We start from the raw sequence: 14,268 nt of genomic DNA on the forward strand, positions 1-14,268 counted from the left end.
AGGAGAACTCACATGATCCTCTCGATCTCAGGCGTGGTCCTGCTCGGCATCGTCGTCTTCATCTTCTTCCGCAAGGACGGCCTCAAGGCCTCGCACGCGCTGGTCGCCGTACTGTTCGGGTTCTATCTCGCGAGTACGGCCATCGCCCCGAGCATCAAGGCGGGCGGCGAGAGCCTGGCGGGCCTCCTCGGCGGCATCAAGTTCTGACGACCCGCTCCCCCGCCCGACATCCGCACGTACGCACCTCCAGGAGGCAGCAGTGGCCCGGCGGCCCCTCCCCCGCATTCTGAGCAACGGCGGCGCACAGCTCGCCCGGAGCCGGGAGCTGGCCCGGACGGCGGCCGACAGCGCCACCGACGTCCTCCAGCCGCTGATCACGATCGCCCGCGGTCTGCGCCGACTGGCCGCGGCCGCGCGGCGCAGATGGACCGAGACCCCCAAGGACCGGCGCGGCGCGCTGCTGTTCCTGGTGGCCTCGGTGGTCCTGGTCGTGGCGCTCGTGCCGTACGGCCCGCTGCTCGCCGTCATCGTCCTGATGGCGGCGGCAGCCTGGCAGGGCAGGGAACGCACCCCGGCGGCGTCCGAGGGCACCGACGACACCCGGACCAGGCGCCTGCAGTCGCTCTACGAGGCGCTGGTCCCGTACTTCTCGATCGCGGAGGACCCCGACCCCCTGTACGCCCACGGCGGCGGGTGGGAGAAGGCGTTCCCCGCCCACGAGTTCGACGAGGACGGGCGCGTCGCCCACCTGGTGATCCGCTACCCCGCCTACTTCACCGACGGGGAGGCGGAGTCCCGGGCCCGGATCGAGCACCTGCTCACCGCGAAGTCCGGCCGGGGCCGGGAGTACCGCTTCACCTGGGACGAGGAGGCCAACCACCTCTCCGTCGACGTGCTCGCGGCGCTCCCCACCGACATCGCGGCCCAGCGTTTCGTGACGGCGCCCGGCGAGACCGTCCTCGGCCTCACCGACCCGACGCGCGTCCAGCGCACGCTCCCGCTCACCCACGGCCTGGAGCAGCGGGACGTGCCGCCGGTCGTGTGGCGCACCGGCATCCGTTCGACCGAGCCCCATCTGCTGGTCCTGGGGCAGCCCGGCACCGGAACGTCCACCCTGCTGCGCTCGGTCGCCCTCCAGGCGCTGCACCACGGCGACCTGCTGATCGTGGACGGCGGGGGCACCGGGGAGTACGCCTGCCTGGTCGGCCGGGACGGCGTCCTGGCCGTGGAGTGCGGCCTCACCGGCGCGCTGACCAGCCTGGAGTGGGCCGCCGCGGAGACGGAGCGGCGGCTGATCGCCGTGAACCGGGCCCGTCAGCAGGGCCTGGCGGCACCGGAGGACACCCGGCGGCCCCTGTGGGTCTTCCTGGACCGTCCGACCGCGTTCACGCACCTCGCCGACACGGGCGGGCGCCGCGACCCGCAGACCCTGCTCCAGGTCCCCCTGCGGCACGGCCGGGCGGCGAACGTGACGGTGGTCGTCGCCGACCAGCTCGACGCCCTCGACAGCCTCACCGACGCCGTACGGCAGCACACGCGCGCGCGTGTCGTGCTCGGCCCGGCCACCGCGGACGAGCTGGCGAACGCGCTGGGCGCGCCCCCGCACACCACTCCGCTCGACCAGGTCCCGCCCGGCCGCGGATACGCCCGCCTCGGCACCGGCCCGGTGCACCGCCTCCAGGTCCCGGCCACCCCGGACCCCTACGACGACGCGACGAGCGAGGCCCACCGGCAGGCGGTGCTCGACCTGCTCCCCCCGCGCACGACACCGGCGGACGGGGAGCAGGCACCCCTGCCCCCGGAGGCCGGGGCGGAGGTGGAAGCGGGGGCCGAGGCGAAGGTGAAGGCCGTCACCATGGAGAAGAAGGACGCCCCGGTCCGCGTGGTGGCGAGCGAGCCGGAGGCGACCGCGGCGGCGGAACCGGCCCCCGTGACGGCGGAGAAGGCGACGGCCGGGACGCCGGCCGAACCCGCGCCCGCTGAGACGGTTCCCGCCGACGCGGTCGCGGCGGAGACCTCCTGACACCCCGGCCGGGACGACGCACCCCACCGCCCGTCCCGGCCGCACCCACCGGACGCCGTCGGCCCCGGCCCTCACGCGCGTCCGTCACCCGTCCGTGCCCCACCCGCCTCGCGGACCGGTGGCCGCATCGTCGGCCGCCGCCGGCGCGGCACAACGCCCGCCGTCCCCGGCACGGGCAGGCGGGCGAACGGACGGGGACTCCGCCCACGGGGGCTTCGCGGGCGCAGGCGCCCCCGGCGGCCCCGTCGGACCGGGCCTCAGGCCACGAACGTCCGCGGTGCCTCACCGCCGCCCCCGACGCCGCCGCTCTCCACCAGCCGGGCCGCCGCGGCCAGTCGTACCGCCGCCTCCTCGGCCACCGCGCCGCCGACCGTGAACGGCAGCCGGACGTACCCCTCGAAGGCACCGTCGACCCCGAAGCGCGGCCCGGACGGGACGCGGACGCCCACCCGTTCCCCCGCCTCGGCGAGCCGGGATCCCGACAGGCCCCCGGTGCGCACCCAGAGGGTGAGCCCACCGCGGGGCACCTCGAACTCCCAGTCGGGCAGCTCCCGGCGCACCGCCGCCACCAGCTCGTCCCGGTTCTGCCGGGCCTGCTCGCGCCGCACCGTCACGGCCTGCTCCCAGCCGCCGGTGCTGAACAGCCAGTTCACGGCGAGCTGCTCCAGCACCGGTGTGCCCAGGTCGGCGTACGCCCGCGCGGCGACCAGGCTGCGGATCACGTCGGGCGCGGCGCGGACCCAGCCGATGCGCATCCCGGCCCAGAAGGCCTTGCTCGCGGAGCCGACGGTGATCACGGTGGACCCGGCCGGGTCGAAGGCGCACACGGGGCGCGGCATCTCGACGTCGTCGTCCAGCCACAGCTCGCTCATCGTCTCGTCGGCGACGAGCACCGTCCCCGCCGAGCGGGCCGCGTCGACCAGCCGTCGCCGCTGGTCGTCGTCGGCGAGCGCGCCGGTGGGGTTGTGGAAGTCGGCGACCACATAGGCGATCCGGGGCGCGGCGTCGCGCAGCACCTGGCGCCAGCGGTCCACGTCCCAGCCGGTGAGGCCCTCGGCCATCGCGACGGGCACCAGCCTGGCCCCGGCCTCGCGCATCAGCTGGAGGATGTTGGCGTAGGACGGGGACTCCACGGCGATGCGCTCGCCGCGCCCGCCGAAGAGGTGGCAGATGGCGTCGATGGCGCCCATCGCCCCCGTGGTCACCATGATCTGCTCGGGCATGGTGGGGATGCCCCGCGCGGTGTAGCGCTCGGCGATCATCGCGCGCAGCGCGGGCAGTCCGGCCGGGTAGTCGCCGTGGGTGTGCGCGTACGGCGGCAGTTCCTCGAGGGCGCCCTGCACCGCGCGGGTGAGCCAGGGCTCGGGTGCGGGCAGCGCCGCGCAGCCCAGGTCGATCACCGAACCGAGCGCCTCGGGGGGCAGCGGCTCGAGTCCGCGGGCCGGCAGCGGGTTGCCGGCCGGGACCGCGGTCCAGCTGCCCGCCCCCCGCCGGGACTCCAGGAAGCCCTCGGCACGCAGCGCCTCGTAGGCGGCGGCGACGGTGGTGCGGCTGACGGTCAGGGCGAGGGCCAGTTCGCGTTCGGCGGGCAGCCGGGCGGCGACCGGGACGCGGCCCTCCAGCACTAGCAGCCGGATGCCGTCGGCGAGCGCGCGGTAGGCCGGCGGGCGGCGCGTGCCGGGCCCGGCCGGACGGTCCTGCTGCGAGCCCAGCAGCCGCGCGAGCTGCCCCGCCCCCACGGCCGAGGTCCACTGCGCCATGAAAATCAGTCCACCTTCCCCGAATTGGCCATGGTTGACTCTCTTTCCCAAGCCACAGGGTGTCATGTGGCAGGCCACTACCACCACCCCAGGGGGCACTTCTTGTCCAGGCAGTCCAGGCAGACCAGGCAGTCCGGACGGCTCGCGCGGCGGCTGACCCAGCTCTACGGCGGTCTCGTCCTGTACGGAGCGAGTTCGGCGCTGCTGGTCAGGTCCGGGCTCGGCCTCGAACCGTGGAACGTGCTGCACCAGGGCCTCGCGGAGCACACCGGGCTGTCGATGGGCGTGGTGCTGACCGTCGTGGGCGCGGCGGTCCTGCTGCTGTGGATCCCGCTGCGCCAGCGGCCGGGCCTCGGCACGGTCTCCAACGTGCTGGTCATCGGCGCCGCGATGGACGCCACGCTGAGCCTCGTGCCGGACGCCCACGGCTGGACGCTGCGGATCGCCGCGATGGTGGCGGGCATCGTCCTGAACGGCGCGGCGACCGGCCTGTATATCGCCGCACGGTTCGGTCCTGGCCCGCGGGACGGCCTGATGACGGGGCTGAACCGGCGCACCGGGCTCTCGGTGCGTCTGGTGCGGACCGCCGTCGAGATCACGGTCGTGGTGACGGGCTTCGCGCTCGGCGGCACGGTGGGCCTCGGCACCCTGCTCTACGCCGTGTCGATCGGCCCGCTCGCCCAGGTGTTCCTGCGCGCGTTCGCCGTGCCGTCGGAACCGGACGGCAGCACGGTGGTTGCCGCGGGTCAACCCCGGCGCGCGATACTGCGTCGGTGACCACCCCGATACGCCACCCCTACCTCGACCATCCGGGACCCATCGCCTTCGCCCACCGGGGCGGGGCGGCCGACGGCCTGGAGAACACGCTGCGGCAGTTCCGCCGCGCGGTCGGGGCGGGCTACCGGTACATCGAGACCGACGTGCACGCCACGCGGGACGGGAAGCTGGTCGCCTTCCACGACGCGACCCTGGACCGGGTGACGGACGGGGCCGGGAGGATCGCCGACCTGCCGTGGGAGAACGTGCGCCACGCGCGCGTGGCGGGCGAGGAACCGGTGCCGCTCTTCGAGGAGCTCCTGGAGACCTTCCCCGGGGTGCGCTGGAACATCGACGTGAAGGCGGAGCCCGCGCTGGAGCCGCTCCTGGAGCTGATCGGCCGGCACAACGCCTGGGACCGGATCTGCGTCGGCTCGTTCTCCGAGGCGCGCGTGGTCCGCGCCCAGCGGCTGGCCGGCCCGCGCCTGGCCACCTCGTACGGCACCCGCGGCGTCCTCGGTCTGCGGCTGCGCTCCTGGGGCGTGCCGGTCGCGCCGCGCCGCTCGGCGGTGGCCGCGCAGGTTCCCGAGACGCAGTCCGGCATCCCGGTGGTGGATCACCGCTTCCTGCGGGCCGCACACGCGCGCGGGCTGCGGGTGCACGTCTGGACGGTGAACGATCCGGACCGCATGCACCGGCTTCTGGACCTGGGAGTGGATGGCATCATGACCGATCACATCGACACACTGCGCAAGGTCATGGAGGACCGCGGCGCCTGGGTATGAGCCCCCGGCCGCGCCCCGGGGACGGCGCGTTCACGGGGAAGCGAGGGCACGGTGGGCACCGACACCCTGCGGACGGATGCGGCGGACGGGGCCGACCCGGCGGCCGAACGGCGGCGCGAGCAGCGTGGCTGGTACTTCTACGACTGGGCGTGCTCCGTCTACTCGACGACCGTGCTCACCGTGTTCCTGGGGCCCTATCTCACCTCGGTCGCGGAGTCGGCGGCGGACGCGGAGGGGTACGTCCACCCGCTGGGCATACCGGTGCGCGCCGGGTCGTTCTTCGCGTACTCGGTGTCGCTGTCGGTGATCGTGGCGGTGCTGTTGATGCCCCTGGTGGGCGCGGCGGCCGACCGCTCGGGACGCAAGAAGCCGCTGCTGGCCGCCGCCGCCTACACCGGCGCCGCGGCGACGACCGGCATGTTCTTCCTCGGCGGCGACCGCTATCTGCTGGGCGGTCTGCTCCTGGTCGTCGCCAACGCGGCGCAGTCGGTCGCGATGATGCTCTACAACTCCTATCTGCCCCAGATCGCCCCGCCCGAGGAGCGCGACGCGGTCTCCTCCCGCGGCTGGGCCTTCGGCTACGCGGCCGGCTCCCTGGTCCTGATCGTCAATCTGGTCCTCTACACCGGCCACGACTCCTTCGGACTGAGCGAGAGCGCGGCGGTCCGCATCTGCCTGGCGTCGGCGGGACTGTGGTGGGGCGCCTTCGCGCTCATTCCGCTGCGGCGGCTGCGCGACCGGCGCGCGGTGGCCCGGGAGGCCGCGCTGCCCGGGTTCCGGCAGCTCGCGGCGACCGTCCGCGACATGCGCCGCCGCCCGCTGACGCTGGCCTTCCTGCTGGCCTACCTGGTCTACAACGACGGCATCCAGACGGTGATCTCCCAGGCCTCGGTCTACGGCTCCGAGGAACTGGACCTCGGGCAGTCCACGCTCATCGTCGCGGTGCTGCTGGTCCAGGTGCTGGCGGTGGCGGGCGCGCTGGCGCTCGGCCGGCTGGCCCGGAGGTACGGGGCCAAACGCACGATCCTCGGGTCGCTGGTCGCCTGGACGGTGACCCTGGCGGCCGGGTACTTCCTGCCGGCCGGGGCGCCGGGGTGGTTCTTCGTGCTGGCCGCCGGGATCGGGCTCGTCCTGGGCGGCAGCCAGGCGCTGTCCCGCTCCCTGTTCTCCCACCTGGTCCCGCCGGGCAAGGAGGCCGAGTACTTCTCGGCGTACGAGCTGAGCGACCGCGGGATGAGCTGGCTCGGGCCGCTGCTCTTCGGGCTGACCTACCAGCTGACCGGCAGCTACCGGGACGCCATCATCTCGCTGGTGGCCTTCTTCGTCATCGGGTTCGTGCTGCTCGCGCGGGTCCCGGTGCGGCGGGCGATCGGCGACGCGGGCAACCCGGTGCCCGAAAGGATTTAGCGCTCGGCGCGAAAGGGCTGTAGTGTACGCGTTTGGCCTGCCAGGCGTACCGTTACTGCGCGTCAAAGGTGCCGAATCGCTATGTCACATCTGCCAGCAGAGGTGACAAACCGGACGTCGGCGGGTACTGCACTGGTTGCAAGGCTGCGGCTGCGACGGCGACGCAGGGCCCGGATCGGGAGTCGGGACGGGAATCTTTACCGCCGCCCGGACGTTGACCGGATGACGACGACAGCGACACCTGTCCTGTGGGCGACAAGCCCGGGAGGCACGATTCATGAGTGAGCGAGCTCTTCGCGGCACGCGCCTCGTGGTGACCAGCTACGAGACGGACCGCGGCATCGACCTGGCCCCGCGCCAGGCCGTGGAGTACGCATGCGAGAAGGGGCATCGATTCGAGATGCCCTTCTCGGTCGAGGCGGAGATCCCGCCGGAGTGGGAGTGCAAGGTCTGCGGGGCCCAGGCACTCCTGGTTGACGGTGACGGCCCTGAGGAGAAGAAGGCCAAGCCCGCGCGTACGCACTGGGACATGCTGATGGAGCGACGCACCCGCGAGGAGCTCGAAGAGGTCCTTGAGGAGCGGCTGGCCGTTCTGCGCTCCGGCGCGATGAACATCGCGGTCCATCCGCGAGACAGCCGCAAGAGTGCGTAGCGGGAAACCGTAGGCGACACAACCGAACAAAAACCGCGGGTGCCGTACATGAGCTTCATGTACGGCACCCGCGGTTTTGCCCTGCCGAGACCCCGAGCCCCCGAGCCCGGACCGCGCGCTCAGCGCGTCAGCGGAGGGCGCGGGTCCTGCGGCGTGTCGTCCGGGTCGTCCCGTATGACCTCGCCCTGGACCACCTTGCCGTCCGGCTGGTGCATCCGGGCCTGGCGGAAGGCGTCGCCCAGGGTGCCGGGCCCGGCGTCGCGGAGCTTGCGCTCCACCGTCCGCTGGGCATAGCGGCTGACGCCCTTCTGCACCGGGGGCAGCAGCATGAGCAGGCCGAGCACGTCCGAGATCAGGCCGGGCAGGATCAGCAGCAGCCCGCCCAGCATCATCAGGCCGTTGCCCTCGCTGTTCGGGCGGGCCTCGGGCGGCACGCCCGCCCGCATGGCCGACTGCTGCTGGTTGAGCGTCTCGGTGAGGTTGCGGAAGGCCCGGCGGCCCGCCGCCTTGATGACCATGGAGCCGAGGACGACACCGGCGACCAGGAGCAGGAAGACCATGAAGCCGCTGGACGCCCCCGCGACCACGGTCAGCAGCCAGATCTCCAGCACGAGCCAGGCGGCGGCGCCCAGCGGCAGGAAGGTGCGCAGCCGGGAGCGCGGAGGCCGGGCGGAGGACCTGGGGGTCTGGGCGCCAGTCGTCATACTCCCAGTGTGCCTGGCCCCGGCTCAGTGCGGCATAAGAGGGCGGTCAGGCCTTGGCGTCGGACGCCTTCGCCGGCTCGTCGAGGGAGTCCGCCGGCCTGTCGCTCGCAGCCGTCTGCCCGTCGGCCGCCGTGCCGGACTGCCTGTCGCGGCCGAGCACCTTGCCGACCCTCTCCCCCACGCCCCACGTGGTGACCCGCCACAGGGCCTCCACCAGGATGTCGCGGCTCATCTTGGAGTCGCCGAGTTCCCGCTCGACGAACGTGATCGGCACCTCCACGACGTGGTAACCGGCCTTGATCGCCCGGCGGGCGAGGTCGACCTGGAAGCAGTACCCCTGGGAGGCGACCTCCTCCAGGCCGAGCCCCTCCAGGGTCTCGCGGCGGAAGGCGCGGTAGCCGCCGGTGATGTCGCGCAGCGGCAGATCGAGCGCGATTCTCGAGTACATGCTGCCGCCGCGCGAGATGATCTCGCGGGACTTGGGCCAGTTCACCACCCGGCCGCCGGGCACCCAGCGCGAGCCGAGGACGAGGTCGGCACCCTTGAGGGCGGTCAGCAGGCGGGGCAGTTCCTCGGGCTGGTGGGAGCCGTCGGCGTCCATCTCGATCAGCACGCCGTAGCCGTGCTCCAGGCCCCAGCGGAAGCCGGCGAGGTAGGCGGCGCCGAGCCCTTCCTTGCCCTTGCGGTGCATGACCTGGACGTGGTCGTCCGCGGCCGCCAGTTCGTCGGCGAGCGCGCCGGTGCCGTCGGGGCTGTTGTCGTCGGCCACGAGCACGTGTGCCTCGGGGACGGCCTCGCGCACGCGCGTGACGATCGCCTTGATGTTCTCCGCCTCGTTGTAGGTCGGGATGATCACCAGGGCCGTGCCCAGGGGGCCGAACCGCCTCTCCCGCCCCGCAGCCGCGGGCGTCCCGTCGCCGTCGTTCACCACTGCCCCTTCGTGTCCGTACACAGAGGACCACCATAATCGCCGCGGCCTGCGCCGACGTGACAGGACGGCCGTACGGTGGTGTCGTTTTCCCGGAACCGGGGTAGGGATGGCCGATTCAGGCCGTTTGTGCGACGGATGGGGGCCCGGCGCCCTTCGGGCCGGCCCGGGACCCGCCGGCTGCGGGTCGACCTAGGCCGTTGTCTACTGAGCGCCCGGGCCCCACCCGGGTCACACCTCCCGACCGGCCGGAACGTTCCCTCGTCGCGGTGCGGGCACTGAGCCTGGCTCCCAGTGGCGGTGCCCCGGTGCGGCACACCGTCCCTGACTCAGCGGCGCCGCGACGCGTATGCGGAAGATTCCCCGGTCGGGCGTCCGGTGGTGGACTCCGCCGAACCTACCGGCCCCCCGCCGTCGCCTGTCAACAGTCGTTCCACCTGCACCTTTGATGTCAATGCGCAGGTCAGCGCGGAGGAGACGCAGGTCGTGGCCGCGCGAAGATCATCGCCCCGTCGGCCGTGGAGATCACTCGCCCGGCCGTACGAAGACCGTCCGGCCGCCCACCACGGTACGCAGGCAGAGCGGCAGGTCCCGGCCGGGGGTGAGGTCGGGGAGGCCGGGGGTGCCGGAGCGCGGGTCGGTCGACCAGCGGGCCACCCGGTCGTCCGGGGCCTGGACCACGAGTTCGCCGGTACGCCACACGGCGTAGTCCGCGGGCACGCCCGGCACCAGGACACCCGCGTCGTCGCGGCCGATCGCCCGCCAGCCGCCCCGGGTGTGCGCCGTGAACGCGGCGCGGACGGAGACCCGGTGCTCCGGGGTGCGGTGGAAGGCGGCGGCCCGGACGGTCCCCCACGGGTCGAGGGGCGTGACCGGGCTGTCGGAGCCGAAGGCGAGCGGCACGCCGGCGCGCAGCAGGGCGGCGAAGGGGTTGAGCGTGCGGGCCCGCTCGGCGCCCAGACGCTGGGCGTACATGCCGTCCTCGCCGCCCCAGAGCGCGTCGAAGGCGGGCTGGACGGAGGCGGTCAGGCCCAGTTCCGCGAAGGCCGCGACGGTCTCGGGGGTGAGCATCTCGGCGTGCTCGATCCGGTGGCGGGCGGCCCGGACGCGGGCGAGGCCGATCTTGTCGGCGGCGGCGCGCACTCCCTCCACGACGGCGCCCACGGCGGCGTCGCCGATGGCGTGGAAGCCCGCCTGGAGGCCCGCCTCGGTGCAGGCGACGACGTGCGCGGCGACGGCGGCGGCGTCCAGGTGGGCGGTGCCGGTGTGGCCGGCGTCGGCGTAGGGCTGGTGCAGGCAGGCGGTGTGGGAGCCGAGGGAGCCGTCGACGAAGAGGTCCCCGGCGGCTCCGACGGCGCCCAGCTCCCGCGCCTTGTCGACGTCCTGCTCGGCCCAGTAGCCGATCACCCGCGGCCCGTGCTCCTCGGCGGACAGGCGCAGCAGGCCGGTCAGGTCGTCCTCGGAGGAGATGTCCGGGCCTGCGCATTCGTGAACGGTTCCGATGCCGAGGGAGGCGGCGTGCGCGAGGGCCGCGCGCTGGGCCGCGGTGCGCTGGGCGGGGGTGACGGCCCCGAGGGCGGCGGCGCGTACGGCGTGGTGGGCGTCGCCGGTGAGCGGGCCGTCCGCGCGCGCGAGGTCACCGGGCGCCAGGTCGAGCAGGGCGGTGGTGACGACGGCCGAGTGGACGTCGATCCGGCTGAGGTAGAGGGGACGGCCGCCGGTCGCGGCGTCCAGTTCGGCGCGCGTGGGCGGCTGCCCGTCGGGCCAGCGGGCGGCGTCCCAGCCGTGACCGAGGAGCACGCGGTCGTCCGGGCGGGCGGCGGCGAAGTCCCGTACCAGGGCGAGGGCCGCCTCGCGGGTCGGGGCGCCGGACAGGTCGAGTCCGGTGAGGGCGAGGCCGGTGGCGGTGGTGTGCACGTGTGCGTCGGTGAACGCCGGGGTGACGAGGGCGCCGTCCAGGTCGATCACCTCGTCGACCCCGTCCGCGAAGGCGTCCGCGGCGCCCTCCGAGCCGACCCAGGCGACCTGGCCGCGTTCGACGACCATGGCCGTCGCGAAGGGGTCGGCGGGACTGTGGACCTCGCCGCGGCGCAGCAGGACGGTCGAGGACGGGGTGGTGGACTCACTCATGGACACCAGTCTCGCCCCTCGCGGGGGCCGCCCGGCAGCCGGGGCGGCCGGGCGCGCGGCCGTGGCCCCGCACTCCCGCGCGAACGCCGTCAGATGCGCGGCGGACGGGACTCGTAGGGGGTCGAGAGGACCACGGTGGTGCGGGTCGAGACACCGGCGAGGGAGCGGACCCGGGCGAGCAGTTCCTCCAGCTCGTGCGGGGTGGCCACCCGGACCTTGAGGATGTAGTTCTCGTCGCCCGCGACGCTGTGGCAGGCCTCGATCTCGGGGACCCCGGCGAGGCGGTCCGCGATGTCGTCGGGGGCGCTGGGGTCGAACGGTTTCACCGAGATGAAGGCGGTCATCGGCAGCCCGACGGCCTCCGGGTCGACGACCGCGGCGTAACCGCGGACGACGCCACGCTGTTCCAGCCGCCGCACCCGCTGGTGCACGGCCGACGTGGACAGGCCCGTGGCCTTGCCCAGGTCGGTGTAGCTCATCCGCCCGTCCTTGACGAGCAGCTGCACGATCTGTCGGTCCAGCTCCTCCATGGCGCAAGAACCTACAGTGCCGTTGACCTCCTCGGACACCTGAGCAGTCCGGGTCATGTCCCGTTCGTGATGTGACGGGTCGTCGGACAGGGTCCGGACGGGGGCCGGGTGGGGACAAAACCGCCGCACGGGGCATCTGCGAACGGCATGTGACGAAGACCACACTGGTTGAACGTTCTCCGTGATGTTCTCGTGATTACCCCGGAGGGGGGACGGGAAGTGCTTGCTGTGGTCGAGGCCGCAGTGCCGTCACGGCCCAGCCCGAGGGGGAGAATCCCATGCAGAGTCTTAAGCGCCCTGGTCGTACCACGCCCAAGCGGCAGCAGCCGGTCGTCGAGCCCGTATCGGAGGGTGTCGAACCCGACGCCTTCGACGACGAGGAACTCGACGCCTACGACACCTTCGAGATGTACCGGGTGTTCTGCCCGGACTGCGCGCAGCCCATCGCCCTGCTGGCGGACGAGGAGACGCTGCCGGAGCACGCCCTGTGCGCCTCCCCGTGGAACCCGTTCGGGCTCACGGTCTGCGCCGGCACCGGCCGCAGGGCCACCGAGGCGCGTCCGGCGGACGAGTCGTTCCGGCCCCACGAGCAGGACACCGCCCTGCTGTTGACGCTCCCCCGGGGCCTCGACTGGCGGACTCAGCCCTTCTCCCACGTCGGCGGCCCGGGCTCGCGCCCGATGCGGGTGCCGACGATGCGGCGCGAAGCGGCCTGAGGCCCCCGAGCGCCCGTTTCGAGGGGCCGGCCCACCCATTGCGTCACCCCGCCCGCGCCGCGGCTCACAGGATGCCGCGGCGCGGGCCGGCGGCGGACGCCCACGAACTCACGCTCGATTGCCTCCGCCGGTGACCTGTCCGCACTTCGGCGCGTTGCCCGGGTATGACCCCCACGTACTCGTCGACCGGGAGTCGGCGCCGCGTGTTCGTGCCGGTGCCCGCGGGACCGGTTCCCCCGGCCCCGCAGATCCCGGACCCGCCGATCTACCGTGAACTGATGCGGACCTGGGCCGACGGCGGCCGCACCCTGCCCGGACGCCACGACCCGGAGTGGGTCAGGCTCGCGGAGCCCCCGCGTGGCCTCGGGGACTTCTTCGCCACGGGTGACTTCTTCACCACCGGCGACTTCCGGGTCGGCGGCGACTTCGGCGTCGCCGCCGACCTCACCGCTCCTCGGGACCCGCGAGGTGACGGGCGATGACCATCCGCTGGATCTGGTTGGTGCCCTCGACGATCTGCAGCACCTTGGCCTCGCGCATGTACCGCTCGGCGGGGAAGTCGGCGGTGAAGCCGTACCCGCCGAGGATCTGCACGGCGTCGGTGGTGGCCCGCATCGCCGTGTCGGTGCAGTGCAGCTTGGCCATGGCGGCCTGCTTGGCGAACGGCAGCCCGGCGTCGCGCAGTCGGGCCGCCGTCAGGTACAGGGCCCGGCCCGCCTCGATCTGGGTCGCCATGTCGGCGAGCATGAAGCGCAGCCCCTGGAAGTCGGCGATCGGCCTGCCGAACTGCCTGCGCCCGGCCGCGTACGACAGCGCCTCGTCCAGCGCCGCCTGGGCCACGCCGATCGCGCAGGCGGCGATGCCCAGCCGGCCGGAGTCGAGCGCGGACAGCGCGATCGCGAAGCCCTGCCCCTCGTCGCCGAGGCGGCGGGCGTCGGGGACCCGCACACCGTCGAGGTGGACCTGTGCGGTGGGCGAGCCCTTGAGCCCCATCTTCTTCTCCGGCACCGCGGCGCTCAGCCCCTCGGCGTCGGCGGGCACCAGGAACGCGGTGATGCCGCGCGGTCCGTCCTCGCCGGTGCGCGCCATGACGGTGTAGAAGTCGGCGATGCCGCCGTGCGTGATCCACGCCTTGGTGCCGGTGAGCACCCAGTCTCCGCCGCTTTCGCGCACGGCCTTGGTGCGCAGCGAGGCGGCGTCGGAGCCGGCGGCGGGCTCGGAGAGGCAGTAGGCGCCCAGCAGACCGCCGCCGAGCATCGCCGGCAGGTGCTCGGCCTGCTGCTCCTTGGTGCCGTACGTGGCGAGCGCGTAGGAGGCGAGCGTGTGCACGCTGACGCCGAGGCCGACGGTGAGCCGGGCCGCGGCCAGCTCCTCGAGGACCTGGAGGTAGACCTCGTACGGCTGCTCCCCGCCGCCGAACTCGGCGTCGTAGGGCAGTCCGAGCAGGCCCGAGTCGGACAGGAGGGTGAAGACCTCGCGCGGGAAGCGTCCGGTGTCCTCCTCCTCGGCCGCGCTCGGGGCGATCTCACGCTGCGCGATGTCGCGGACGAGCGAGATCAGGTCCCGTGCCTCGTCCGTGGGCAGTTGCCGGTCCACCGGCTGCGGGGCGCGGTCGGGCATGGCGACGCTCTCCTCCCTTTCGGGCACATCGGCGGACCTGCGCCTTGGGTGGAGGCGGCTCCGCCGGGTCGTTCGGGCCTGGCCGATGCTCGCACTCCCGGGTCGCGGAAGCGGCTGACCAGCGGCTGTGCGCTGTGAGTATGCCCGATCGGAGGCATGGAGTCACCAGTTAACGACCGCTTACTCGAAGAATTCCGGGAATGACCCCGGCCGGGCCCGCGAGGGACGGGATTCCGGCTGGATTCCGGCCTCGGGAC

The 14,268-nt window shown here is 73.6% G+C and carries 14 protein-coding genes; 8 read left to right on the plus strand and 6 right to left on the minus strand.

The genetic code is table 11. The features are described 5' to 3' along the window. The first annotated feature begins 12 nt into the window (after nucleotides 1-12). Both ACH4D3_RS22190 and ACH4D3_RS22195 read left to right on the plus strand, forming a co-directional pair. A complete protein-coding gene (locus ACH4D3_RS22190; protein WP_003977410.1) occupies nucleotides 13-207 on the plus strand; it encodes a hypothetical protein in 195 nt (64 codons plus the stop codon). A gap of 52 nt (nucleotides 208-259) precedes the next feature. Further along, entirely contained in the window at nucleotides 260-2,023 is a 1,764-nt protein-coding gene (locus ACH4D3_RS22195; protein WP_398324458.1) for a hypothetical protein, read from the plus strand. A gap of 257 nt (nucleotides 2,024-2,280) precedes the next feature. Here the strand turns inward: ACH4D3_RS22195 and ACH4D3_RS22200 are convergent, their stop codons facing one another. Then, nucleotides 2,281-3,783: a PLP-dependent aminotransferase family protein gene (locus tag ACH4D3_RS22200; RefSeq protein ID WP_388514027.1), complete on the minus strand. Its 1,503-nt coding sequence runs from the start codon at nucleotides 3,781-3,783 to the stop codon at nucleotides 2,281-2,283. A 102-nt stretch (nucleotides 3,784-3,885) separates the two neighbouring features. Here ACH4D3_RS22200 and ACH4D3_RS22205 point away from each other — a divergent pair, with 102 nt between their 5' ends. The 4 genes from ACH4D3_RS22205 (at nucleotide 3,886) to ACH4D3_RS22220 (ending at nucleotide 7,383) form a co-directional block, all read left to right on the plus strand. Next, nucleotides 3,886-4,560 (plus strand): YitT family protein, encoded by a 675-nt coding sequence (locus ACH4D3_RS22205; protein WP_398324461.1) that lies wholly within the window; start codon nucleotides 3,886-3,888, stop codon nucleotides 4,558-4,560. Continuing rightward, on the plus strand, nucleotides 4,557-5,324 hold the full coding sequence (locus ACH4D3_RS22210) for a glycerophosphodiester phosphodiesterase (RefSeq protein WP_398324464.1): 768 nt from the start codon (nucleotides 4,557-4,559) through the stop codon (nucleotides 5,322-5,324). The genes ACH4D3_RS22205 and ACH4D3_RS22210 overlap by 4 nt, the downstream gene beginning before the upstream one ends. 51 nt (nucleotides 5,325-5,375) lie before the next feature. Then, complete coding sequence (locus tag ACH4D3_RS22215; protein ID WP_398324466.1) at nucleotides 5,376-6,731, plus strand: MFS transporter; 1,356 nt, start codon at nucleotides 5,376-5,378, stop codon at nucleotides 6,729-6,731. 277 nt (nucleotides 6,732-7,008) lie between these two features. Then, on the plus strand, nucleotides 7,009-7,383 hold the full coding sequence (locus tag ACH4D3_RS22220; RefSeq protein ID WP_003977404.1) for an RNA polymerase-binding protein RbpA: 375 nt from the start codon (nucleotides 7,009-7,011) through the stop codon (nucleotides 7,381-7,383). 119 nt (nucleotides 7,384-7,502) lie between these two features. On the opposite strand, the gene fxsA is transcribed toward ACH4D3_RS22220, so the two are convergent. The 4 genes from fxsA to ACH4D3_RS22240 all read right to left on the minus strand — a co-directional run bounded on the left by fxsA (nucleotide 7,503) and on the right by ACH4D3_RS22240 (nucleotide 11,675). Then, nucleotides 7,503-8,087 (minus strand): FxsA family membrane protein, encoded by a 585-nt coding sequence (fxsA, locus tag ACH4D3_RS22225; protein WP_398324469.1) that lies wholly within the window; start codon nucleotides 8,085-8,087, stop codon nucleotides 7,503-7,505. Nucleotides 8,088-8,133: 46 nt separating this feature from the next. Then, entirely contained in the window at nucleotides 8,134-9,015 is an 882-nt protein-coding gene (locus ACH4D3_RS22230; protein ID WP_398324472.1) for a polyprenol monophosphomannose synthase, read from the minus strand. 525 nt (nucleotides 9,016-9,540) lie between these two features. After that, entirely contained in the window at nucleotides 9,541-11,145 is a 1,605-nt protein-coding gene (locus ACH4D3_RS22235; protein ID WP_398324474.1) for an amidohydrolase, read from the minus strand. A gap of 89 nt (nucleotides 11,146-11,234) precedes the next feature. After that, nucleotides 11,235-11,675 carry an Lrp/AsnC family transcriptional regulator gene (locus ACH4D3_RS22240; RefSeq protein WP_104633953.1) on the minus strand — a complete coding sequence of 147 codons (441 nt, stop codon included), beginning with the start codon at nucleotides 11,673-11,675 and terminating at the stop codon, nucleotides 11,235-11,237. A gap of 278 nt (nucleotides 11,676-11,953) precedes the next feature. On the opposite strand from ACH4D3_RS22240, the gene ACH4D3_RS22245 reads away from it, so the two are divergent. Both ACH4D3_RS22245 and ACH4D3_RS22250 read left to right on the plus strand, forming a co-directional pair. Next, on the plus strand, nucleotides 11,954-12,391 hold the full coding sequence (locus ACH4D3_RS22245; RefSeq protein ID WP_398324477.1) for a hypothetical protein: 438 nt from the start codon (nucleotides 11,954-11,956) through the stop codon (nucleotides 12,389-12,391). Between the two features lie 164 nt (nucleotides 12,392-12,555). After that, on the plus strand, nucleotides 12,556-12,873 hold the full coding sequence (locus ACH4D3_RS22250) for a hypothetical protein (protein WP_398324480.1): 318 nt from the start codon (nucleotides 12,556-12,558) through the stop codon (nucleotides 12,871-12,873). Here ACH4D3_RS22250 and ACH4D3_RS22255 read toward each other — a convergent pair. Beyond that, nucleotides 12,836-14,011: an acyl-CoA dehydrogenase family protein gene (locus tag ACH4D3_RS22255; RefSeq protein ID WP_398324483.1), complete on the minus strand. Its 1,176-nt coding sequence runs from the start codon at nucleotides 14,009-14,011 to the stop codon at nucleotides 12,836-12,838. The genes ACH4D3_RS22250 and ACH4D3_RS22255 overlap by 38 nt on opposite strands. Between the last annotated feature and the right edge of the window lie 257 nt (nucleotides 14,012-14,268).

The organism is Streptomyces sp. NPDC018026 (assembly GCF_044327745.1).
GTDB classification, from domain to species: domain Bacteria; phylum Actinomycetota; class Actinomycetes; order Streptomycetales; family Streptomycetaceae; genus Streptomyces; species Streptomyces rubrogriseus.

Bases quoted from the DNA above. Each gene is read 5' to 3' on its own strand.
- ACH4D3_RS22220 (WP_003977404.1), top strand. From the start codon at position 7,009: ATGAGTGAGCGAGCTCTTCGCGGCACGCGCCTCGTGGTGACCAGCTAC.
- ACH4D3_RS22190 (WP_003977410.1), top strand. From the start codon at position 13: ATGATCCTCTCGATCTCAGGCGTGGTCCTGCTCGGCATCGTCGTCTTC.
- fxsA (WP_398324469.1), bottom strand. From the start codon at position 8,087: ATGACGACTGGCGCCCAGACCCCCAGGTCCTCCGCCCGGCCTCCGCGC.
- ACH4D3_RS22245 (WP_398324477.1), top strand. From the start codon at position 11,954: ATGCAGAGTCTTAAGCGCCCTGGTCGTACCACGCCCAAGCGGCAGCAG.
- ACH4D3_RS22250 (WP_398324480.1), top strand. From the start codon at position 12,556: ATGACCCCCACGTACTCGTCGACCGGGAGTCGGCGCCGCGTGTTCGTG.
- ACH4D3_RS22200 (WP_388514027.1), bottom strand. From the start codon at position 3,783: ATGGCGCAGTGGACCTCGGCCGTGGGGGCGGGGCAGCTCGCGCGGCTG.
- ACH4D3_RS22240 (WP_104633953.1), bottom strand. From the start codon at position 11,675: ATGGAGGAGCTGGACCGACAGATCGTGCAGCTGCTCGTCAAGGACGGG.
- ACH4D3_RS22255 (WP_398324483.1), bottom strand. From the start codon at position 14,011: ATGCCCGACCGCGCCCCGCAGCCGGTGGACCGGCAACTGCCCACGGAC.
- ACH4D3_RS22235 (WP_398324474.1), bottom strand. From the start codon at position 11,145: ATGAGTGAGTCCACCACCCCGTCCTCGACCGTCCTGCTGCGCCGCGGC.